Annotated in this window: 12 protein-coding genes; 3 read left to right on the top strand and 9 right to left on the bottom strand. The window is 59.6% G+C overall.

The features are described from left to right. Positions 1–533 precede the first annotated feature (533 nt). The 9 genes from brxL to ACODSN_RS14820 form a co-directional block, all read right to left on the bottom strand. Positions 534–2,606, bottom strand: a complete 2,073-nt coding sequence (gene brxL / locus ACODSN_RS14780) for a BREX system Lon protease-like protein BrxL (protein WP_489056252.1) — start codon at positions 2,604–2,606, stop codon at positions 534–536. A 10-nt stretch (positions 2,607–2,616) separates the two neighbouring features. Then, the gene (gene pglZ / locus ACODSN_RS14785) at positions 2,617–5,118 is read right to left on the bottom strand and encodes a BREX-1 system phosphatase PglZ type A (RefSeq protein ID WP_489056253.1); all 2,502 of its coding nucleotides are present in this window, start codon (positions 5,116–5,118) and stop codon (positions 2,617–2,619) included. 2 nt (positions 5,119–5,120) lie between these two features. After that, entirely contained in the window at positions 5,121–8,651 is a 3,531-nt protein-coding gene (pglX, locus tag ACODSN_RS14790) for a BREX-1 system adenine-specific DNA-methyltransferase PglX (protein ID WP_489056254.1), read from the bottom strand. Next, positions 8,651–9,202, bottom strand: coding sequence for a hypothetical protein (locus ACODSN_RS14795; protein WP_489056255.1), 552 nt, complete (start codon positions 9,200–9,202; stop codon positions 8,651–8,653). Before ACODSN_RS14795 ends, pglX begins: the two co-directional genes overlap by 1 nt. Continuing rightward, the gene (locus tag ACODSN_RS14800) at positions 9,199–10,371 is read right to left on the bottom strand and encodes an AAA family ATPase (protein ID WP_489056256.1); all 1,173 of its coding nucleotides are present in this window, start codon (positions 10,369–10,371) and stop codon (positions 9,199–9,201) included. The genes ACODSN_RS14795 and ACODSN_RS14800 overlap by 4 nt, the downstream gene beginning before the upstream one ends. After that, on the bottom strand, positions 10,371–13,904 hold the full coding sequence (gene brxC, locus ACODSN_RS14805) for a BREX system P-loop protein BrxC (protein WP_489056257.1): 3,534 nt from the start codon (positions 13,902–13,904) through the stop codon (positions 10,371–10,373). The genes ACODSN_RS14800 and brxC overlap by 1 nt, the downstream gene beginning before the upstream one ends. Before the next feature lie 8 nt (positions 13,905–13,912). Continuing rightward, positions 13,913–14,503: a DUF1788 domain-containing protein gene (locus ACODSN_RS14810; RefSeq protein WP_489056258.1), complete on the bottom strand. Its 591-nt coding sequence runs from the start codon at positions 14,501–14,503 to the stop codon at positions 13,913–13,915. 20 nt (positions 14,504–14,523) lie between these two features. Continuing rightward, positions 14,524–15,144 carry a DUF1819 family protein gene (locus ACODSN_RS14815; protein ID WP_489056259.1) on the bottom strand — a complete coding sequence of 207 codons (621 nt, stop codon included), beginning with the start codon at positions 15,142–15,144 and terminating at the stop codon, positions 14,524–14,526. Between the two features lie 111 nt (positions 15,145–15,255). Continuing rightward, on the bottom strand, positions 15,256–16,140 hold the full coding sequence (locus tag ACODSN_RS14820; RefSeq protein ID WP_489056260.1) for a WYL domain-containing protein: 885 nt from the start codon (positions 16,138–16,140) through the stop codon (positions 15,256–15,258). Between the two features lie 125 nt (positions 16,141–16,265). Between ACODSN_RS14820 and ACODSN_RS14825 the strand changes: the two genes are divergently transcribed. From ACODSN_RS14825 to ACODSN_RS14835, 3 genes are read left to right on the top strand one after another with little or no spacing between them, the layout of a single operon-like run. Further along, the gene (locus ACODSN_RS14825; RefSeq protein WP_173655764.1) at positions 16,266–16,409 is read left to right on the top strand and encodes a hypothetical protein; all 144 of its coding nucleotides are present in this window, start codon (positions 16,266–16,268) and stop codon (positions 16,407–16,409) included. Between the two features lie 16 nt (positions 16,410–16,425). After that, positions 16,426–19,089 (top strand): PD-(D/E)XK nuclease family protein, encoded by a 2,664-nt coding sequence (locus ACODSN_RS14830; RefSeq protein WP_489056261.1) that lies wholly within the window; start codon positions 16,426–16,428, stop codon positions 19,087–19,089. Then, the gene (locus ACODSN_RS14835; protein ID WP_489056262.1) at positions 19,089–22,493 is read left to right on the top strand and encodes a UvrD-helicase domain-containing protein; all 3,405 of its coding nucleotides are present in this window, start codon (positions 19,089–19,091) and stop codon (positions 22,491–22,493) included. The genes ACODSN_RS14830 and ACODSN_RS14835 overlap by 1 nt, the downstream gene beginning before the upstream one ends. Positions 22,494–22,512 lie beyond the last annotated feature (19 nt).

The raw sequence follows: 22,512 nt of genomic DNA on the forward strand, positions 1-22,512 counted from the left end.
CACCTATCGGCCATCAAAATTGACGCCGACCGGACACCGTAATCGTCGCGCTACAGACCGGTCAGCACGGCGTAATCGAAGACCTTCCGTGGCTCGCGCCCGGCGGGTCGTATTGTTAATTTTGATGTTTTCGCTGGCGTGACCCGTTCTTTGATCTGAAAAAGGGCTGCAATAGCGGTAGCCTGATCCGCACGCGATGCCCGCACAAGCCCTACCCATCGTTCATCGGCTAGCTCGCCGTCATACATTGCGAGATGCGACAGGTAATTGTTCACGTCTGCGAAGATCAGGGCATCACCTCTGCCCCTGGGCCGCCGCCCAAGATCACACCCAACAACCAATAAGGGTCCTTCATCCAGTCCTGCCGCCAGGTGACTTTCGATTGTGCCAAGACCGTCACCAGGATGATGCGACGGCGTCCATTCTACTAATATCTGGATCATAAAAACCTATCTGCCGGAACTTGGCCAATTCAGAGCGGGCTACGTTAATCGGATGCCAGCAGCATTTCAGCCTGGATGCGCGGTATTATATTATTGTCCCGCGCCTAGCTTCAAATAAGTCACCTCGAACGACTTGACGGGCCTGTAGGCTTGAAGCCTGTTTGCGATATTAAAGGCATCCCCCATCTCAAATTTCTGGAAGATATCAAGGCCGCGATCGAGACTGATTTTCCAGCCGGAATCGCTGACTATATGGCGCGCATGGATGGTGCCGGTGCCATCAAATTCCCAATCAAAGCGAATGCCCGCAATCGCCGCAGCTTGCTCGACCGCAACGAGATTTGCCTGTTGTTTGTCGGGATAGAGTGTGTCCGGGCAGGTGATCAGATGTAGCTGGACTTCATCTTCAGCGGGCTTCCGCTGAGCGATTGCTTCGACGAGTTCCATCAGATTCCGAATCTGATGGAACATCCGGATATACGGATCGGTGAGCACAATCCGGGTCGCACCGTTCAACCATGGCCAGAAAAGATCGCCGAACGTAACACCCTTCTGATTCTCCGCCAGGATACGGTGGCCTTCGCGGGGACCAACAATGGTTGGGGCAGGAGCGGCGGGCGCTGAAGATGGTATTGCCTCCGCCGTAGAGACGACGGTGGCATCGGCTTCTTCGCCTAGGTCATCGCCGACGGCACGTTTGTGATAATGTGCCGGGTACTCGGTCTCTTCCAGCGTTGTCACCTCAATCAAGCGGCCATCACGTGCGGTGAAGGAGAACGCTGTCTCCGGATAGGTGCTGTCGATCCGGTAGAGCTGGTCCTTGACGCGCTTGCGACCCTCCATCGCCAGGCGCAGCATCTCCTCGGTCTCGACCTCGGTCGCGCCGCCGGCCGGGAACAGTAGCTTCATCAGCCCCGAAAAACTCTTGTTCACGCCATCTCGGTCTCGGGTCGAGATGTCGGACGAGAGCGTGAACAACTCTTGATAGCGATTGGCGAAATCGTCGTTGCGCATGTGGCGCAGGATTTCCGCGAGGTAATCGACCACGAAGCCATAGCCGGACGAGAACATTTCGCCGCGGATCACGTCGATCTCCCAGCCTGGCACATACGCGTGGAGGCGATCAATGAACGCGGAGTCGTAATATTTTTCGGGTAGCTCCTCAAAGAGATCGCTGTGCTTGAGCATGTAGGGCACGGTGTGGCGGGTGTTACCGACGAACACCATCGACGCCTCGGCGCCCAGCGTCTCCACGCCGCGTGAAAAGGTTTTGTTCGCCATGTAATTTTTCATGATATCGACGAGCGCCTTATCGACCTTCTTCTGGCGACCTGCGAATTCGTCGAACGCGACTGTATCCCAATAACCGACGAGCCCGATCTTGCCCGAGCTGTTGTTCACGAACAGCTTAGGTACCGTTACCTCGCCACCTGATATCAGGATGCCGTGCGGCGAGAATTCGGAGAAGATATGTGACTTCCCCGTTCCCTTGGGGCCGAGCTCGATCAGATTATAGTTGCGCTCTACGAACGGGATTAGCCGCATAAGCTGGAGAAGCTTGCTGCGCCTGCCGAACATCGCCGGATCGAAGCCGACCGTTTGGAACAGGAGGTCGATCCACTCCTCGGTGGTGAAGCCCCCGCGTGCGGCGAGATAGGCGTCGTGATCGAAGCGCGAGAGTTGGATTGGTTTGATGGTGCCCAGGATCCAGGGCTCTACGTTCTTGTCGTCGCTATGCTCATATTCAACGTCGGCAATGCACCAGACGCCGCTCACCAGCAGCTTGGGGTGCGCTTTAACTGTAGTGGAATCGATGATGACGTGCTTGATGCCAAGATTGGCGAAGCTCGCCTCATAGGCGTCCTTGTCGGTGTTTAGATCGACGCTGACCCGGTCGATTACCTTCCAACGACCCTTTTCGCGGATGTTGGAGCGAATTAGGCCCGCCTCGTTGCGGTGGACATAATGTTTGCGCAGGATCTCCTTCACCGTCTCGATGCCCGACTGGATCGACGCTTCGTCGCTCGTGGCACAATATTGCCCAAGCAGATATTCCAGCACGTAGGAAGGAACGATGGCGTTGCCCTTGACGGTCTTCACCAGATCCTTGCGGACCACCAAGCCGGGAAACCGTTCGTTGATCTTGTTGTCGAGTGCGGTCATCGCTCGCCCCTTAGAAGTCGAAATCGTTCGAGAAGCTGCGCTTCAGTCGGTATCGAGCCGTGCGATAATCTCGAAAATGAGATGTCTCGCCATGCCGCTCTTCGAGCTTCAGGATCACCTCTTGATCATTGAACGCGTCGGCTTGGCGCGACAGAAGGAAGCGGACCGGAATTTCGCGCTCGCGGGGATTGTCGGAGCGGAAGTCGAAGACCAAGTCATGGCGATCGGAAATCAGCTCGCCCGATTGGGCGTAGATCCCGGCCCGCAGCTGGCGCGACTGGGTTTTCTCAGTAACCGCAGTCGCCTGATAGAAGCGCACCGATATCTGGCTCGAGGTGATCATCTGGTTCGAGCTGCCAATGATTTCTACCTCGACCGCCGAAATGTCGCTCTGACGCTTCTTGTTGATTTTGACCACGGGAACGACGATCTCCTGCAGCGTCGCACCGCCATGGACGAACCGGCTCCCCGAGCCCTGCCTGCGCAACCGGTTGATCGATTTCGGGATCAGCACTTCCACGGAACCCTGAAGATTGGCCTGCTCTGGCGTAAAGCGCCGCAGGCCATGGTTGGCCTTCAATCCATGCCCGAGGATGAACCGGCGATCCCGGTACAGGATCGTGTCGCCCTCCACCTGAGCGGAGGAGAAGTCGCTCTCCTCGATCGGCCGGTGCTGATAAATGAAGCCGTGGTCGGCGGTGACGATCATGTTGGCGGCGTTGGCGCCGTTGAGCTTTTTTACCAGCCGCACTATCTCCTCGATCGTGTCCTCCACTGCCTCGAAGACTCGCTCCTCCGAAACCTGCTTGTCGCCGATCGCGTCGATCAGGTTGTGATAGATGTAGATGACATCGTGGTCTCGGACGAGCGCCCGCGCCTGATCCTTGTCCAGCCCCATAAGCTCCTCGGCTTTCAAGGCAGTGGCCCTGTCGCCTGTGCGACCTTCCGCCAGGATCTTCTTGCGGTTTTCCAGGCCCTGTGAGCTCTGGCCGTCTACCAGGACGGTGGCGGTGTCGTTATCGGCGATCTGCAAGTCGCCGTTGGGCAGGAGCGAAGCCATGCCGAGTTGGGTGTAGCTCGGCAGGCTGCCAAACACTGGCTCGATAACCGCCTCGTAGCGGTCAAGGCTCCGAATACGCCCGAGGAGCTCCTCGGCAACTTCGTAGCGGAGTGCGTCAGAGATGATGACGCAAATCTTCTGATCACGACGCCGAAACTCACCAACATGCTCGCGATAGAAGCCCCGCTGTGCCGGGATAGGCTCGGCCGACCAGGTTTCCGCCACGTCCACATGGGTCTGCCACGCCTCGTTGAGGCGCAGTAGATAGCTGTTCACGTAATGGTTCTCGACCTGCTCCGAGAGCTCGCGCATCAGGGTCGCTTGTCCAGACTTTTGCATGTGCCAGATGAATTTCCGGTAGAGCTGGTCGATCCTGAACCAGCTCTTCGCGTATCGTTGCACGCCCTCAGCCAGGCTGGTCATGCCAAGCGCTACCTGCGCCATCGCCTGCTGGAATTCAGCAGCAAAACCGATCGCCTCATAGAGATCGCGATAGGCCCCGTACCAATGGCTTTGCCGCCGCTGACGAACCCAGCTTAGAACGTCAGCCTGGGCGACCGTCTGGGCGCTGACCTCATGAACTAGCGCACGGATAATCGCTCGATCGACCTCCTCGAAATAGTCGATCTCGATCAACGTGCGGAAATCCCGCTTGGCCAGATCCTCGGCGATACCCAAGGCATCGGCATAGTCGGCCGCCAGCTTGGCGAAGACCTCGCCAGCATTGCGGTTGTTTTTCCACCGTCGGAAAAACACCAGGGCGTCGGGGGTCAGGATCGGCTCCCCGCCAACGGCGCTCTGGTAACAGGATTTGAATAGGGCGATCGCGAAGTCGCCGATGCTGGGCCGCTCGGCGCGATAACCGAAGATCCGCGCCATCTGTTCCCAGAGGAAGGCGTCCAATCCGATGCGGCCAATCACCCGGAGGCTATCCTCGCGACCCTCCGCAAGCTCCGCCAGAAGTCCTTCAACAACGGTGTCAAAGCCCCCTTCAGCGCCCGTGCAGATGGCCAGCATCTTCAAGCGCAGGGCGGGTTTTGTGTCATCCCCGCGGATCACAGTCTTCAATTTTTCCATTCGGCGGCTAGAACGGAAAAACTCCTGATGCTCGCGCACTAGATCCTCGAAGCCAATCGGCAAGCCGAGATCGCTTAACCAGATGGCCACCTGATCGGTCTTGAACACAACATTCGCCAGCTCGACGTCGAGCAGCCAATTGTCGATGTCGCCTGGCCGCGGCCCCTCCCAGTAGAGCAGAAACTGGTCCTTCGGGAATTGCCGTAGTATTCGGTGCTTCACAGCGAACTCGGTGTTGACGAGCTCGATTTTCGTCACACGGCTAAGTGCCAAGCCATCGAATGCAGCGCGGAACTCGCGCGCGGGGTCGTACCAAAACACGATCCGGTGCTTGTCGAAATGGCCTTCAAGGCTCTTGGTGATACGATCCAACATGGTCAGTCGTCGGCGTCATTCAGGCCCTTAATGGGCTTCAATGCTGCACCGAACTTCGGATAGTTGGACTTCACACCATCATCGAGATCGATCTCGATCTTTTGTGTGGCCAAGGGGAACAGAACATCGCGCTCCCACGCATCGAGTTCCTCGATTTGCTTGCCGGTCGCTTCGATCTCTTTCAGCGCCTTTGTTCGCTGCGCCGGGGACGCGTCGCCGCTGATACTCAGCGACTCCTGCCCTCTCCGGTGCGCCTCTAGCTTGGACCGGAACTCCCGCAGGTAATCGTTCAGCAAAACGCTTACCGTGTCTGGACGGTAGCGATGCATATAAATCAGCGCATTGAACGTGCCTTTAGGGCTGGAGAACAACCAGTATATGGGCCGCTTCTTGTACCGCTTTACATGATCATTGAAAAAGTCGCGCGTGAAATACCTACGGATATCCTTGCCCAGCGCCTCCTCGACGAAGGCAAGGTTTTCCTGGAAACGCTCTTCGCCGAAAGTAGCACGAAGAAACCGGCGGAAGCGGTTGGTGACGTCATCCGCGAACCATTCACCGTCGAGCACTGGGATGACGTTGTCCTCATCCGGCATGAAGGATGGATCCGGCACGCGGACCAGATAGTCAGCCAGCGTCTCCCCTTGACTAGCGAGCACCAGGCCGGGCGCGTCGACGCTGTAACGGCCGAACATGCAGCCCACAGCATACGAGACGAACTCGGCCATTGTGTCGGCGCGCAGGCGGGTTTCGCGGTCGTCCTCGGAGCCCTTCACGCCATAACGATAGGCGGGGTTACAGGTGAGAGTGATTTCCTCGATTGGCACCTCGGGGGTTAACTCATCTAGCAGGCCATAGGCGTCGATGAAGACGCGGTTATTCTCTTCCTCCAGCCGCTTCATCTCATCTGTCATACCTTGCCAGTGAGCGCGGAGAGAGGCGTAGGTGGATTTCAGCGATACGGAGCGGTAAACCTGAAAAAGGAGCGGGTGCGTGGTGAAGTCCCAAGAGTACTCAAAAGCGTTCCAGTCGGCTTTCGCTAATTCAATGGCCTGTTCTGACGTGCTGGTGGCATCTGCTCGAAAGTCTTCAAAAACTGCAGGTACTTTACCAAGTGGCCCCTCATGAAAATCGAGTGTCGGACTGAATACCCTCAAGGCTTCCTCAACGATCTTCGAATTCATTAGAGCAAGTAGGGGTAAGCCATCATCGCTGTGATGTGGAAAACACATCGATCCCTTAGTTTCAAATATGAATCCTTCAGGGCAAAACCTCATCGAGAAGACAGGAGCTATGCTAGACCAAGTGAGACCACTCTCGAAGTATCGGCTAGCATTCTTGATTATACGAGTCGGGGATCCGTAAAGGCCTGCCGCAAACTCAAACAATTCCTGACCATCGTTTTCCCAGTTTACGAGATACTCATTAAATCCATACCATTTTCTGAATCCGCCACCCTTAGTGCAAGGAAACCACTTTGCACCAGTCGCAGCCGCAGCCTCACGTGACGAGCAGCCGTACGCGATCTTTCGCACCGCCACTTCCTGCCAGAACCTAAGAAAGCGATTGTTGTCGCTAGTTTGCAGACCAGCACGCGGATCGGCATAATCGGATACGCTCTTTGCTTCAGCGAATACCTTCTGAAAGCGCTCGCTTAACCAGTAAGCCACAGGCTCACCTGGAATGGCCTTAAAGTTGGCTGTTCCAGACTGATATCGATAGCTGCTACTCGGATCTTTGATCGCTTCGAGGACCATTTCCGATTTCTCGGCTTCAGATCTTCCATCGACGAGCCTGATAAATGTCCCCACCATGTTGCTTTTTGCCGCGCGCTTCAGCACGAATGCAGTAGTGGAAACAACAGACCCGCCAATTGTATCGAACCCGCGCTCTCCTATGTGAAGCATACTCAAGATAGCTGCTTGATCCCACATACCAACTCGAAGCTTCTGGTAAGTTCCAAGAAACATCCATGATTGCATATTAATCATCGCCAACATTCCATGGCTTGCACAAAGGTACAACCCACGCTCCATGAACATCGCATAGAGGTCGGATTTACTTGATGGGAAGCTATGTTTAGCAAAGTCCTGCAGGATTGGATTCAATCCAGATGTGCCTGCATATGGCGGATTGGCAACTACCACGTGGTATTTAGCTGTCAGCGTCTCGGCCATGCGCAGTGCGGCTGCAACACGAGTGCGGACCTCATTCAGGAGCAAATCCTCGGCGAAGTCTCGCGCCTCGACCACACGCAGCGTCTCGGCCGGATCGGGCAGCTTCGGCACGATCAGCGAGCCGAAGTTTTTGGCCTCCTCGAATTGCAGCAACGTGTCTCGCAGCTCGCCTGAAAACAGGTCGTGCCCCACCACGGCAGCCACTTCCCGCATCTCAGTCAGCGTAAAGCTCACGTTCTGCAACACGACGATCTCGGGTTTCACCTCCATCCGCAGGAACCGCCGCCGCCCGAGTTTTGCTGCCGCCTTCATCGCCAGCGCGAAGGCTGCCAAAGCACCCGCGCGATCATCGATCTCCAGCCCGGTTAGGTTGTGCTTCAGGATCAGCGCCGGAATCTCGGGCGGGTTATATCCCTCTTCCTCATAAATCGCGTGGAGGAGGTCGAAAGCGTAAGTCAGCATATGTCCGGACCCGCACGCTGGGTCGCAGACTTTGATATCCTCCGGACGCGACATGCGCAGGAAGTCTGTCTCCGGTTGCTCCGGCGCTATGTAATAGTCCATTCGCTCCTTCAGCCTGGAGGCAGGCCGATTCAGCATCCAAAGCCGACCGAGCGAATTCTCGACGAGGTAGCGGACAATCCAGTGCGGGGTGAATAGCTGGGTGGCCGCCGGGATGTTCTCGGCCGTGATCTTCACGTTCTTCTTCAGCCCCGCGAAGACCTCGTCCTTCTTCTCGGAGATGTAAAATTGATAGAGCCATCCGATGACCTCGACATCCTCGCAGACGTCCGGTGTCATCGCCTCGCGCAAATAGGCGAGGATGGAAGCGTTAGACAGGAGATCTTCGGGGAGCAGCAGTTCGGTGTAGTCGTCGATCCGCTCAAAGAGGAACGGCATGACTCGATGCCAATCATTGCAGATCGCAACGAGCAGCAGCCGATAGGCTTCGGCTTGTGCATCAGAGCTGGGCGCTCGTCCATCCAACAGGGCACGGGCCTGAGCGCGAACCTTCTCGGGGATGCGGTCTTCGTCGATGTTCCCGGCCTTGGCCTCAGCCAGAATTTCCGGCTGAAATTGGGCCGACAAGGGCGAGATGACGCGAACGGGATTAAGGTCGTTGACGTCCATGTAGCGCAAGGCCGTAAAGCGGTTGAACCAAATATAGGCCACCCGCTCGATCACCTGCACCTTGCCATCCCGCGCTATGGCCGCGTCGAGCTTGTTCATCGCCTCCGGATGCTCACGGCGCGCCGCGGCGCCAGGAGCGAGCACGGAGTCCAGCTTGGCGCTCACCTGACCGATTAAGGTACGGCGCGCGAACTGTGCGAACTTCTTGAGCTTAGAGGTATCCATCAGGCGGCTGCCTCTTCATTTGCGGCCGCAGCAGGAACCCGAGTCACGGGCCAGTCGGCGAAGGTCTTGTTCCAGATGTCTACGGAAAGCACGACGCAATCCGCGATGTGGTGGCGTCGCCAGGGCCTATCTGTCTCGCACCGAATGTCGGCAAGCAGCCGATCCTTGAAACCAGTAAGAAGCGCCTTTTGTTGCGCACCATCGAAGGCGTCGAGGCCTAGCAGCACGATATACTTCAACGGTTTTGTATCGCGCTCCATCAGATGAAGAAACGTGTATGAACCGCGCGCCTTGGGCGTCAGCTCCTGCGTCAAGATCGAATTGTCCGATAGCCGCTTGAAATAAGCCTGCCGCTCCTCAGCAGGTGCCCTTTTGTTGGATGGATCCTTGATCTCAACCAAAAGAACGTCCTCGTCTCTCTCGATAACGAGATCGACGAATTTCATTTGTATCGGTAACTTAACGCCCTGACGGTCCAACTCCTCCCAAACGAGCTCATCTGGGAACAAGAACTCCAAGTCGGCATTCGCCTCAGCCTTGTAAGCCTTCATGGTTTGGCACCGCCGAGAGCCCGCGCCATATCTTCATCGAACAGCTCCGCAAAGGTGTCCGAGATCGCCGATTTTGAGATCAGCGAGTAGCTGTCGGCACTCTCCACCGCTAACTTCTGAGAGACTGGATCGCGATAGAGGGCGTGAAACCGGACATGGTCGTCCTTTCCCTTGTCGATCAGCAGGTCCAGCCATTTTAGAAGTACGTAGTCGTGCGTAGCGAGGACGATCTGCTGACCGTTGCGGGACAACTCCAGCAGAACCTGCACGAGCTTCTTCATCAGCTTCGGATTGAGGTTTGCCTCCGGTTCATCCCAAAGAAGAACGCCAGTAGCGCCGGGGCTGATCGACCCGTTGCAGAGCAGTCGATGCAGCACGCCGATTTTCCTGTATCCCTCTGCGGTCATGCCGCTTGATAGCGATTGCTCGCCTCTCGGCACGAAGCGGGTGACAGTCGAGTCCTGGTAAGCCTGCGCTGACTTCGACTTCGACCGTGCCGGATCGGCCTTCTCTTCGTATCGGCCAGGCTCGAAACGGAAAGCGCCTTCGCTGGTCCAGCGATACCGCCCGCCGACGAGGTCGACCAATTCGCGGACAACACTCGATAGCCTCGGGTCCTCGTCGAGGCTTGAGGCTTCGTCTTCGAAACCTGGACGGACGAGAAGTTCCGCGATGTCGATATAGCCGTCGTCGAAGATCATCTCGACAGTCGCACGATCATGATCCGGGTGGCGCATCCCACGAATGAGAGACAGCACCTCCTTCGTCGGAATGAACACGGGCTGCAGTTCATGGCCCGTGCCGCCGGTGTCCAACCTGATCCGCACGGCCTGGGAGCGGCTGCCGAACGAGATTTCTACTCGGGTTCCATTACTACCCACCAAGCTGAGCCGACTAGGCTCATTTGCGCCGCTAGCTCGCAGGACCCCTATCCTGTTTTCCTCGGGAGAGAAGAGCCGCAGCAGCTTCCTTGATATGTCGGCCGCTACCTCCTTGGCGGAACTATCGGCGGATGCCGGCAGGCCCGTCAGCGCCAGGCCATAGATCGCCTTCAACAGGTGCGTTTTGCCCGTCCCGTTGGAACCTATGATGACGTTCACTCGCGGAGAAAGCGTGATCTCTAGATCCCCGAACGCCGTAAAGTTCTCGATCTTGACGCCGGTAATCATCAGACGGTCACCCGCTTGCCTGCGCGGATTTCTGCAACAAGCGTATCTCGCAACGTGTGGAGATACGCATCCACGTCCTGCTCATCAGCAAGGAAGGGCTTGGGGTACGCGACCCGCAGCCCGGTGGCTGCCACGTATTGAGTAGGCGGCGGCGCGGGTGGGCTTTGATTGTCGGGCGCGCGCCCCTGCTTATCCTCGCTGCTGGCGGGACCAGTGGGCCGTGGCGGCGGCGTGGTGACGCGGCCCAGGAGCGCCGGGAAGACCGTCGACTTAAAGCCCGTCACACGCTCGCGGATCACAGCGATAAGGCTGCTGCTCTGGATTGTCTCAAGAATGCCCGCAAAAACGGCCTCGATTTCTCGGCGCACAGGTTCAGCCAAGGTCGAATATTCCGGAAGCGGCCGGAGCTTTTCCCTCAACGCTTCAATTTCAGAGAGCGCCGCCCTGCGCTCAGCGATGATTCGGGCATCAACCTCAACCTTTAGGGCGTCAAGGGAGCCCTTCATCTGCTGAATGGCACTACCCGTGAAGCAGATTGGATCATCCAGAACGGCTCGGATAGCACCGGCTCGATCATCGCCGCCATAACCGAAATTGGCGCCCTGATCAGCAAGGTAGGTGCGCGCTTCGTCGTAGATCGCTTTCTGCGACCCGCCCATGAAGCGGCGAACCGGATCAAGGACGCCCTCCTTGAGATCGAGCAGGCGCTCCTCGTGGCGACCGAGGTCCTGCACGTACCATGCATAGGGTTTGCCGGTGACTTCGCGCACCGCCTCCTGCACCTTGGTCAGGGAGGCGAGAAACGGATAGCGCGACGACTGCGCTTCCAGCACCGCAAGTTCAGTCTTGAGCGCGGCGAACGCCTCGGCCGCTTCGAGACCCAGCGCCTTGCCTTCCGATCCGGCCGGCTGCGAGTCGAAAAACTCTCCAAAAAACTCCTTTAGCTTGCGCGTCTGCGCAGCGGTGAATTCCACCTGTAGCTCCACCACGATGTTGCCATGCGCGTGGGAATTCTGAAGCCCGCGTTGCAGCGGCTCGCCTTCCAGAGGGCTTCCATCCTGACGCGCTTCGATCTTGCCGCGCCCGATCAGGCTAGCCGTCGTGGACAGGATCGCGGCATAGGACCAGCCGTAGGGCTTGCGCTCGAACCGTTCGAGAATGGCCTTGATAGTCGTGCGAATGCCAGTGCGAGCATTGGCCTGGGCATAATTCAGGATCTCTTGCTCGGCCTCCGTCAGATTGGTGTCATCGCCGCCGAACATGCCGTCGTTGCCATGCGTCAGGGCCTTGGCAATATCGTTCTCGGAATAGGCGATGCCACGCAACATGCCGAGATTGACGTTCACCTTGTTGACGAGAGTCTGGAATGCGCGTTCGATCCTTGCTTGCGGATCCTCCGACCGAACCTCGATCTCCTCGCCACGCACGAATAGCCGTGCGTCCGCCAAAAGCCCTTGAGCTCGCAGCGTCAAATCGCGTTGGCGGCTGCTATTCTGCTCGCCCTTTTCGCGGACGATCCGCTCTATGGTTGGCTGTTGTGCCACCGCGCGGGCCTGGCGCACATATTTGTCGGTTCGCTTGAACATCATCAGATCGCTGACGAAGCGGACATCGGCGTTGAGTACAACGGCCAGCTCGTCGCGCGACATGGTGCGCATCGCAATCGCTTCGGCGTTTCCGCTCTGCTCGTGGAACGGTGTGACGACGTTTATGGCCAGCTCATAGTCGCGGCCCAACAGTCGATCGTCCAAATAGCGGGCGAAGCTATAGTCCTGTGACGAGGCATCGTGTCGGAGCTTCCGGCTTTTGATGACCCCATCGAAAATTAGGCTTTCGAGCTCCTTGGCGATCTCGGCAGTATCGACTTCGATCGCCTTGATTTCCTGTTCGATATCCTTTTCCTCGTCAGTCAAGAATTCGAAGAGGTCACCGTTGCGCTGAATATAGGTGTTCTGCTCAAGCAGGCTGAGTGCTTCCTCAACATGCCGCTTGTGCTTGGCCAGATCCGCGTCAAACCGGCCGAGCATCAAGATCGAAATATTTCGCGCGGTCGGTTTAAAACCCTTCACGTATTTGACGAGGAACAATGCCTTGAGAACGCGTGTGGCGAACTCGTCACCAAGATTTTTCTCAGCGATCAGGATCGATTGCTGGACGTTGGATTTGAGGGCCGTTCGTATCCCTTCGAACATCTGGTCGAAAGTAGCGACGCCGCCGACTGAAATGTCAGCGAGCATGACCGCAACCTCCTGGAACACGCCTAGCATCGACCGCTCACCGACAGAGCTATGTTTGCCCTCGAAGGCGTTGTGCTGCGAGAGATTCTGAATCGCCTGTTGGAAGAGAGGATACTGGTAGGGGACGAATGGGTAGCTATGTATGAAGTGATCGCGGTCCCGGAAATTTTCGAGACGCATCGAGCCATCCGAGAAGTCGAATAACGTCTTCAGGTTGTTGGCTTCGTGATGATAGAGATCCGTTAGGGACAGAATGCCGGCCTCCGTTTTTTTCAGCAGGCGCTTTTGTATTACCTCCGCCACGTCCGCGCTGTTGAGCGGCATCCGGTTCGCGAAGCGCGCCTGGATCTTGGAGAAATCGTTCTCCTGTCGCTGTGTCATGTCGCCAATGACTGCACCCATGTCCTGCTGGGCAGTCACAATGATCCACGCGCGGCCACGGCACTTCGTGTTCAAGCTCTCCGCAATGGTCTGCAGGTTCGTCATCAGCTTGACGTTGTCGGCGATAAACTGGCCGACCTCATCGACGAAGAAATTCAGCCTGAATCCCGCCTGCTGCGCCTCAATATAGGACTTCACCTTGTCGGCAAAGTCCTCGATCGATGACCGGAAATCCTGTCGGTACTGGGTCAGGATTCCCTGGGCCGATGACGGATCGGCTCCCGTCGCCACCGCATAGGCCTTGGCGACGTTCGCATTTTCCAGCAGGGCCTGTTCGCGCCCCCGCTCCCAGGGCTTTCCTGCGACGGCCTGGTACGCAGCTTGGAATTTTTGGAGAACGCCTCGGCTGTCAAGATCGCGCTCAAACTGTGCGATGTGCGGCTGCTTCCCGTAATAGCCGCACATTTCGTCGAAGACTTTCTGGAACACCGAAAGCAGAGCGTCGATCTGCTCCTTCGAGATCACATCGGCCTTCTGGTCGATGTTAAAAAGGATGCTCCGCGAAGGGATCGCGACAGCCTTGCGAAGGTCGGCGGCCAGAATCTCGTTGTCGGCGCATTTCTGCTTGAAGAGCTCGTAGGCAGACGTCCCGCCAACGTCGCGATTCTCCAGAAGGAGCGCTAGCATCTTCAGCAAGTGCGATTTGCCCGATCCGAAGAAGCCCGAAATCCAGGCCCCATTGGCCGTCTCATAATTATTGTACGCGTCGAGAAACTTCTCGAGCTGGCGTTCGATCTCGTTGGTGATCACATATTCTTCGAGCTCGATCCTGAGGCTGGCCTCGTCGTCAGCCTTGATGACCCCTTCGATCGCGCGATCGACAGGCTTCTCGAAAATGTCGCGAAGTTTGGTCATATTCCCCCTCAGATCTCGTAGTGCATTATATTGAATGCACGGTAGTATTTGTCGTCGTGCAGAGTGCCGAACAAGTCGAGCGACGCGCCTGTGGCCAGGCCATGCGTGTAAGTGCCCGGGAAGAACATTACCGTCGGTTTTTCCTTGGCGGTGCTCTGAAGATTGTTGAGCACATTGTGCGACCGAATGTACGGGTAGACCTCGCCCACCCCGGACAGGAACAGGACATCGAATTCCTGCCGCGCCAAGCGCGCACCAATTTCCGGCACCAAGTGCGCTTCCGGATCGAGCACCCCTTGGAGCAGCTCCTTGAGCTCGGCCTTGCTGATGTCCGGCTCAGCCGCGAGGACCTCATCCCAGATGCCCCGCTCTCTCAGCAGCGTGACGCCTAGATCGTAAAGGTTGATCTCGAAAGCGCGGACTCCTCGGCTCTCTAGCTGGTTGATCAGGCTTGACCGCATTCCCTCCATGGCGACGGCTTCATCGGCCGGATAGGGGCAGATGAAGAACGGCACCTCATTGCCAAGCCCCTGCTTTTTCAAGAAGCGCTCGCTGGCAATCACCTTCAAAAGATGATCGAAGCGCTCCTTTGCGGGCATAGCTCGTCCGGTTCGCGGTATCATCGATCTCCCCCTATCTGTCGTTCGGCTCCCGGGAAAAACCGAAGCTCGTTAGGGTCCCCGCTATGGATCACAGCTAAGACTCGGCGCGACAGTATTGACCCAAGAATCCGATCATCTGGGGACAGGATCTCCGCCTCTCGCATGAGGCGAAAAAGAACGGCGCGGAGCTTGGCGCGGGTAGTGATTGTAAGAGCCGCCAGCTTCGGAGACCATTCCGCCTTAGCTGCCAAAAATGTGTCGAAGTCGTCGTATGTGACGGCGGTGCGGAGAGAGAGGAAGCGCTCATTCAGCACCTCTACCGCGAACTCGCCGATGAAACGGTACGCGCGGCAGGCGGCGAGCCATAGCAGCGCCGCCTGTTCACTTCGCTCACCCTCGACAAACACCCCGAGTTCAGCGTCAGACAGCCATCTCAGTCGGTTGACGATCTCACGAATCGAACGCTGGGCCGAGCTTGCCTTACGCACCTGGAACGCGCCGGCCTCCCTAGCCCGGGCGGCCGTGGCATCCCAGTGGTCTCCGTGGCGGTGAAGCCGCGCAACCGTGACGCTCTCGTTTACATACAGCCCGCCCGTCCCAAAGGACATGAGGTAGGACTCGTCTTTACGTTTACTCATGGCTCAGGTCGTCCACGCGGAAAGCCGCGCCCCTAGAAACGATATCCAGCTGACAGGAGAAAAATCCCATGCATACCAATGCGGCCTGCGCCATTTTTTCCATGCGAGATATCACGCTGCAAACTCTGCCTTCTCCAAAGCCGCCTCGGTCTCGGCCTGATTGACGACAACAATGTGCTGACTCCGGGCCGGCAGCTTGGCGGCGTCGCCCAAGAGCCCGAGCCGCTTCAGAACATAGAACAGCATGGCGTAGCGCACGGTGAGGACCGCAGAGCCTTTCTCCATGCCATAGTCTTTAGCGACGACGGCCTTCTGACTTGTGGTCAGATCAGGGTGAGGGCCAATCTCGACCCCGAACCGCTCTTGCCAAAGCGCATCATGCTCTGCGGGTGCCCCAGGTTCGCCGAGGCTCCCGATCCCGAGAACGCGCGGCAGCAGGAAATCCTTGAACTTGTCGGTGACGTGACAATAGCCGCGAACGTGCCAGCGGAAGCCGTCATAGCCGAAGGCGTGGGGCGTGATCCGGCGCCAGATCGGATCGGGCCGATCTTTACTCATCGACTGATAGTGAATGTCCACAGACCGGTGATCGCGCACGGCGCTGAGGACCGTGCGCAACACTGACGCGTCGATATCCCTCCGGGGTGTCAAGGCGATATCAGTGTCAGGAACCTGGGTGATCCAGGATTCCGATAGATCGATCAGTCCTTCAGCAACCGACCGCAGGCGCGACAGATAGCCGTCGGGATCGGGCTTGAGGAAATGGGGTTCGAAATGCTCGCTCGCGACGTACCGCTTGGCGCTCTTGTCGTAGAGGGCATTGTTGGGCGCTCGCTCCTGGTAGAGCGTCAAATCCTTTGATGCTTGCGGCACCGAGACATCGAACATCTCGATGATGTCCGAGCGATTGACCCCGCCTTCCCAGAACAGGCGGAACTCGATGAACTCGAGCCGACGCTCAACGCCCCACTTCAATGTCGTCAGGCTTTCCGCCATCCGAATCTTCCTCCAAAACGGATGCAGATAAAAACTATATGGACACATCTGCACGACTTGTGTAGTTTCTATTCCCATCACGGAGTCGCGTCAAGCGAAACCGTGCCGGGCAACAGGAGGACCACATGGCCAAGACCCCCTCGAAGAATGAAGTAACGAGCAAGAAAGCCGCGACTGCGGCATCGCAGGTGCTGCGCGACCCCAAGTCGAGCGCAGCGGCAAAATCGGCGGCGGCTTCGGCGCTGACGCAGCGCCCCAACAAGAAGTAACTCAGGGAGAACGACGATGACCACCCTTTCCAACCGGCGGACCATCGTCGCCCACGGCCGTTTAGCTATGCGCGAGTTGCGCCTCGACGCGGCCCGGCAGCGCCGACACGGCGTGCAGATCATGTCATTTGAACAACTCGCGGTCCGTCTGGCCGGCGGCTTCGCCCGTCCGATCGATGACGAGTGTTTGCGAACGGCGATCCAGGCCGTGCTGCCGGACACGAACCTCGGAGAGCTGGAAAGCATCAAGCTGCTTCCCGGCATGGTCGAGGCGGCGGCCGACACGCTCCACAAGGCGTGGCGGGCCGGTATCGATCTGGCCGCTCGCGCCGGGGATCATCCTCGGCTCGACTCGATCGCGCGCCTCGAAGCTGCGGTTCTCGCCCAGTTGCCGCCCGGCATGATGCGTCCCACTGATCTCGTGAATCGCGCCTTGGGGCGGATCGCTCACGCTCCGGCGGTTTTGGGTCCGGTCGAGATTGTCGGCATCACCGAGCTTTCGCCGTGCTGGCGTCCGCTCCTGCAGGAACTCACCTCGCATACCCCGGTGCGCTGGACAGCCGGCCCCCGTCCGACCCCGCCGTGGCTGGAAGCCTTCGACGTCACGATCGACCGGGCACACGCGACCGCGCCGGCAATCAGCACGGTCAGCGCCGCGACTGCCTATCACGAGGCGATCGAGGCCATTCGATGGGCGCGGGGCCTGATGGCTTCAGGAGAAGCGGAGCCCGCCGACATCGCGATCGCGGCCGCATCGACCGGTGACTACGACGATCACCTCCTCGCCCTGCGCGCCGATGCGAACCTGAATCTTCACTTCGTCCACGGCATCAAGGTCACGACAACCCGGGATGGTCAGGCGGCTGCGGCGCTCGCGGATCTCCTCATTCGCGGCTTCTCACAGACCCGGATGCGTCGGCTCGCAGCGTTGTGCGGTTCGGAAACCGGCCCGTTTGCCGGCTTGCCGCAGGGCTGGCTGCGGGTCCTGCCGACCGACGCGCCGCTGGCTTCACCGGCATCTTGGCAACGCTTGCTGGACCGGCTGACCGCCGACGACTGGCCCGACGCGACGGATCATACGCCGACCTTGCGTGGCATCATTGATTTGTTGGCGAAGGGACATCCGGCAGCCGACGAGATCGGCGCAGCCTTTCTGTCCGGACGCGCCCTGGCGAGCTGGCGCAAGGCTCTGCTGGCTGGACCATCGGGGTCGCTCGATGCGACCTTGGACAGCCTGAAACAAGATGACGGGCTTGAGGCCTGCGTTTCCGTGGCCTGGATGCCTGCAAGCGCCTTGGCGGCTTCGCCGCGCCGTTTCGTTCGGCTCATCGGCATGAATTCATCGCGCTGGCCGCGCGGCATTTCCGAAGATCGTCTGATTTCCGATCACATCATTCCAACCGCTGAGCTGGACCCGCTGCCGGTCGGCGCGGCGGATCGGCGAGATTTTGAGACCATCCTCGCCACGACGAACGGTCAGATCGTCATGTCGCGCGCTCGCCGCGACAGCGAAGGCCGCTTGCTGGGGCGCAGCGCACTGCTCGGTCCGGCATCTGAGGAGATCTACATCCGGCGCAATGCGGTTCCGGCTCACGCATTCAGCGAGACCGATCGATTGATGGCACGACCCGATGAGTTCGCGCGGGACAGCCAGGCCATCAGCGCCACCACGGCCTGGCGCAACTGGCACCGCAAGGAGATCACACCGCACGATGGACTGGTTCGCGCGGACCATCCTCTCCTGCAGGCCATCCTCGGCCGGACTCAATCGGCCAGTTCGCTTCGTCTGCTGCTCCGCAGCCCGCTCGGCTTTGTATGGCGCTACGGGATGCGCCTGCGCACCCCAGAGAGCGGCGCGGACCCGCTTGTCCTTGATGCATTGGCCATGGGCGACCTGGTTCACACGACACTCGATCTGGCGCTTGCGACGCTTGAAAAGGCCAGCGGCCTCGCCGCGGCTGACGAAGCGCAGATCGCTGGCGCCGTGCAGGATGCTGCGGCCAGGATCGCGGTCGTGTGGGAAAGCGAACGAGCGGTCCCACCGGCGCTCATCTGGCGACGGACGCTCGACGACGCCCGGATTCTTACCACGCGCGCCCTGACTTACGGCGACGAGCATCTGCCCGACGCCCGCTCTTTTGGCGAAGTCGCCTTCGGCGGCGCGACGCCCAAAGCGGACACCGCCAGCCCGTGGGATTCGCACACACCCGTCGAAATCCCCGCAACCGGCTTTCGCATCGCCGGCTATATTGATCGCCTGGACATTGCCGGAGACGGCAAGCGCGCGCTCGTTCGTGATTATAAGACCGGACGGCCGCCCAAGGACGATATCAGTCTAGATGGTGGCCGCGAGTTGCAACGCTGCCTCTATGCCTTCGCCGTCAAGGCCCTTCTTGGCGACGACGTGTCGATCAGTGCATCGCTGCTCTTTCCGCGCGATCAGATCGACTTCCAACTCGGCGACCCGGAAGCGACGCTCACCGAGATCACCGGCTATTTGCAAGCCGCTAGGGCGAACCTTCAATCTGGCCAGGCCCTCATCGGTCCGGACACCGGCGGCGCCTACGACGATCTGGCGTTCGCCCTGCCGGCCAATGCGGGCGCCACCTACTGCAAACGAAAACTGCCCGCCGCGACCGAAGCTTTCGGCAATGCTGCGCTGGTCTGGGAGGCACAGTGATGACCGCTGCTACCAACACACTGCGCGATGACGCCGCCCGCCGCACCGCCATCGGCGTCCATGATCGCTCGATCCTGGTCGAAGCCGGCGCAGGCTCCGGCAAGACAGCCGTGATGGCCGGCCGCATCGCCGCCATGCTCGCCGAGGGCATCGCGCCCAAGTCGATCGCAGCCGTCACCTTTACGGAATTGGCAGCCAGCGAGCTGCTGATCCGCGTTCGCGACTTCGTCGCCGACCTCGCGGCCGGCACAATTCCGACCGAGTTGCACATCGCATTTCCCGACGGCTTGTCAGCCAACCACAGCGCGAACCTTGCGGCCGCCGCATCGGTCATCGACGAGATCACCTGCTCGACAATCCATGGCTTCTGCCAGCGGCTGATCAAACCCTACCCGGTCGAGGCGGACATCGATCCCGGTGCGAGCGTGATGGACCGCAACCAGGCCGATCTCTCCTTCATTGAAATCGTCGAGACGTGGCTGCGCGAACAGCTCTCGGGCGGTGAAGGCGGCATCATCGCGGAAATGGTGCTGCACAATCCCGGCGAAACCGTGGGCTTGATCCACAAGATCGTCGCCAACCTGCGCAAACGCAGGACCGTCTCCGCGCCGCCGGTCAGCGACCTGGCCCCGCACCTGAGCGCGTTCCAACATGCCGCCGATGGTCTGATGGAGTTCATCCGCACCGCGCCAGCGGTGGAGGAAGAAACCGCCATGCTCGCCGAGCGCTTCGCCGGAATGGCAGCAGGGCTCGACAGCGGGCCGATCATCGAAACGCCAGTCGGCTTGGTGCGATTGCTGGTTTCGCCGCCGCATCCCGACCTCTGCACTAAAACCGGCTCGTTCCTTGCCTACAAGAAGAAAGGCAAATGGGTCGAAGCCGCCAAGCGCGAAGGCTTGGCCAAGACCGAAGGCGAACGGCTGAACATCGCGGCGGATGCGCATTACGCCGCGTGCTGCCAAGCCTGGCAGGATCTGGTCCAGAACGTCGCCAGTCGCGTCCTGTGCGACCTCATCGCTCAGGTGCAGCCTGTGCTGGCCCGTTTCCGGGACTATAAGCGTTCGGCCGCCCAGCTCGATTTCGACGATCTGATCTTCGCGGCGCGCGATCTTTTGCGCGATCACGACGATGTCCGACGGTCCCTCGCCGCCCGGTTCGCCCACGTCCTTGTCGACGAGTTTCAGGATACTGACCCGCTCCAGACGGAAATCTTCTGGCGCCTCTGCGGCGAGCCGCCGGCCGGGGTCGCAAGCGCAGACTGGAGCGCCTTCACGATCCGTCCCGGCGCGCTCTTCCTCGTGGGTGATCCCAAGCAGGCGATCTATCGCTTCCGCGGCGCCGATGTCAGCGCCTATGTCCGGGCGCGCGATGCCTATCTCGCGCAGGACCCTGACAGCGTGCTGGCGATCTCTACCAATTTCCGTTCCTGCGCGCCGATCCTGACCTATGTGAACGAACGCTTCGAGGCGCTGCTTTCGAGCGAGGGCCAACCCGGCTTCACGGCGCTCGATCCCTTTCACGCCGATCGCGGCGAGGCCCTTTGCGTTGCGGCTCTCGCCGTCGCCGTTGCCGATGAGAATGGCAAGGCCTCAGCCGAGCACCAGCGCGACGGTGAAGCCGACGCGATCGCCCAAATGTGCGCCCGGCTGATTGGCAGTGAGATGATCCTCGATCGTCGCTCCGGCGCCAGTCGACCTTGCCGGCCAGGCGACATCGCTTTGCTTGCGCCCACCGGCAGTGATCTTTGGCGATACGAGGAGGCGCTCGAACGCCACGGCATCCCGGTCGCCACGCAGGCAGGCAAAGGCCTGTTCCGCCGTCAGGAGATCCAGGATCTGATCGCGCTGACGCGTGTTCTCGCCGACCGCCGTGACACGCTCGCCCTCGGGGCATTGCTGCGCGGCCCGCTCGTCGGTCTGACCGAAGAAGAACTGCTCGACATCATCTGGGCACTTCCTCGTGCCGAAGACGATCCCGAACGGCTGCCCCGCCTCGACCTCGGCGTTGAGCTCGAGCATATCGCGCATCCGCTGGCCCGATCGACCATCGAGACGCTACAGGCGCTCTATCGTCAAACCAACAGCACCACGCCGCACGACCTTTTGTCGCAAGCGATCGACGCGCTGCGGGTCCGTCCCATCCTGCTGGAGCGCCATCGCGGCCAAGCTGAGCGCGCGCTTGCAAACGTCGATCTCTATCTCAGCCTGACGACGTCCTTTGCTGTTCGCGGTCTGCGCGCTTTCGCCGAGACGATGACAGTGGCATGGACCGATGAGGCCCGGGCGGTCGAGGGACGGCCCGATGCTCAGGAAGAGGCCGTGGCGCTCTACACGATGCACGCGGCCAAGGGCCTTGAATGGCCGATCGTCGTCCCGATCAACACGATGACCAGCATCATGGCACCCGAAAGCGCCGTGACCGACCGCGACAGCGACACCTTCTATTGCCCGGTGTTTGGGGTGAGGCCTGTTGGCTATGACGCTGCGCGAGACGCCGAGAAGGCCGAACTCGACCGCGAGCGGATCCGATTGTGGTATGTCGCAGCGACGCGCGCCCGCGAGCTTCTAGTGCTTCCACGCCTCGATGCGGCGCAATCGAAATCGGCATGGATTTCGCTTCTGGATCTTTCGCTTGCCGAACTGCCGGCGCTCGACCTGTCGCATTTGCCGCCCGAGCTCGACCTTGCGGCAGGCGACGAGGCCAACGACCAGACCCGGGATGTTTTTGCCGCTGAAGCGGCATCGATCGAAGCGCGCCAGCGTCGCCTGATCTGGCTTGCGCCAAGCCGCGACGAAAGCGCCGATGGACCGGTTTTGACCCCGGAAGCAGTAGAAATCTGGGCAGCGTCGGAGGCCGGTCAGCCCGATGACGAGGCGGTGCGCCCCAATGTTCAGGGCGGCCGCGAAAGGGGCCTGATCCTGCACAAGCTGCTGGAAGAAGTGCTGACCGGTGAGACGCCGGACGATGCGGGAGCACTCAGCGAGCGTGCACGAGCGCTCATCGGCGAGATCGGCAGGCCCGTCATGGCAGACCCTTCTCAGGGCCTTTCTCCAGACGAACTTGCCGGTTGCGTGGTCCGCACATTGGCGCTCCCCGAGATCGCGCAGTTGCGTCCGACGTTGGCGCCCGAACTGGCGGTCTATGCAGCGCTCGACGTCGACGGCGTTGAACAGGCGACGGTGGGAATTGCTGACGCCACCAGCTTCGACAGCGCGGGTAGGCCAACCGTTGTCATCGACTGGAAAAGCGATGTGCAGCCGACAGCCGAAACCCTCAATCACTATCGCGCGCAGGTAGGCAACTATCTGGATATGACGGGCGCCGTTCGCGGGCTGGTCGTACTGGTGACTACGGGCGATATCATCGCAGTATCACCCGCGCCGGTCGTCTCTTGCGCAGCCTGATAAATAGCGGCCGCAGGGC

This window comes from Sphingobium sp. FG11 (assembly GCF_057809915.1).

Excerpts from the sequence above, each read along its gene's own strand:
- brxL (WP_489056252.1), bottom strand. The coding sequence starts at position 2,606 with ATGACCGCACTCGACAACAAGATCAACGAACGGTTTCCCGGCTTGGTG.
- pglZ (WP_489056253.1), bottom strand. The coding sequence starts at position 5,118 with ATGTTGGATCGTATCACCAAGAGCCTTGAAGGCCATTTCGACAAGCAC.
- pglX (WP_489056254.1), bottom strand. The coding sequence starts at position 8,651 with ATGGATACCTCTAAGCTCAAGAAGTTCGCACAGTTCGCGCGCCGTACC.
- ACODSN_RS14795 (WP_489056255.1), bottom strand. The coding sequence starts at position 9,202 with ATGAAGGCTTACAAGGCTGAGGCGAATGCCGACTTGGAGTTCTTGTTC.
- ACODSN_RS14800 (WP_489056256.1), bottom strand. The coding sequence starts at position 10,371 with ATGATTACCGGCGTCAAGATCGAGAACTTTACGGCGTTCGGGGATCTA.
- brxC (WP_489056257.1), bottom strand. The coding sequence starts at position 13,904 with ATGACCAAACTTCGCGACATTTTCGAGAAGCCTGTCGATCGCGCGATC.
- ACODSN_RS14810 (WP_489056258.1), bottom strand. The coding sequence starts at position 14,503 with ATGCCCGCAAAGGAGCGCTTCGATCATCTTTTGAAGGTGATTGCCAGC.
- ACODSN_RS14815 (WP_489056259.1), bottom strand. The coding sequence starts at position 15,144 with ATGAGTAAACGTAAAGACGAGTCCTACCTCATGTCCTTTGGGACGGGC.
- ACODSN_RS14820 (WP_489056260.1), bottom strand. The coding sequence starts at position 16,140 with ATGGCGGAAAGCCTGACGACATTGAAGTGGGGCGTTGAGCGTCGGCTC.
- ACODSN_RS14825 (WP_173655764.1), top strand. The coding sequence starts at position 16,266 with ATGGCCAAGACCCCCTCGAAGAATGAAGTAACGAGCAAGAAAGCCGCG.
- ACODSN_RS14830 (WP_489056261.1), top strand. The coding sequence starts at position 16,426 with ATGACCACCCTTTCCAACCGGCGGACCATCGTCGCCCACGGCCGTTTA.
- ACODSN_RS14835 (WP_489056262.1), top strand. The coding sequence starts at position 19,089 with ATGACCGCTGCTACCAACACACTGCGCGATGACGCCGCCCGCCGCACC.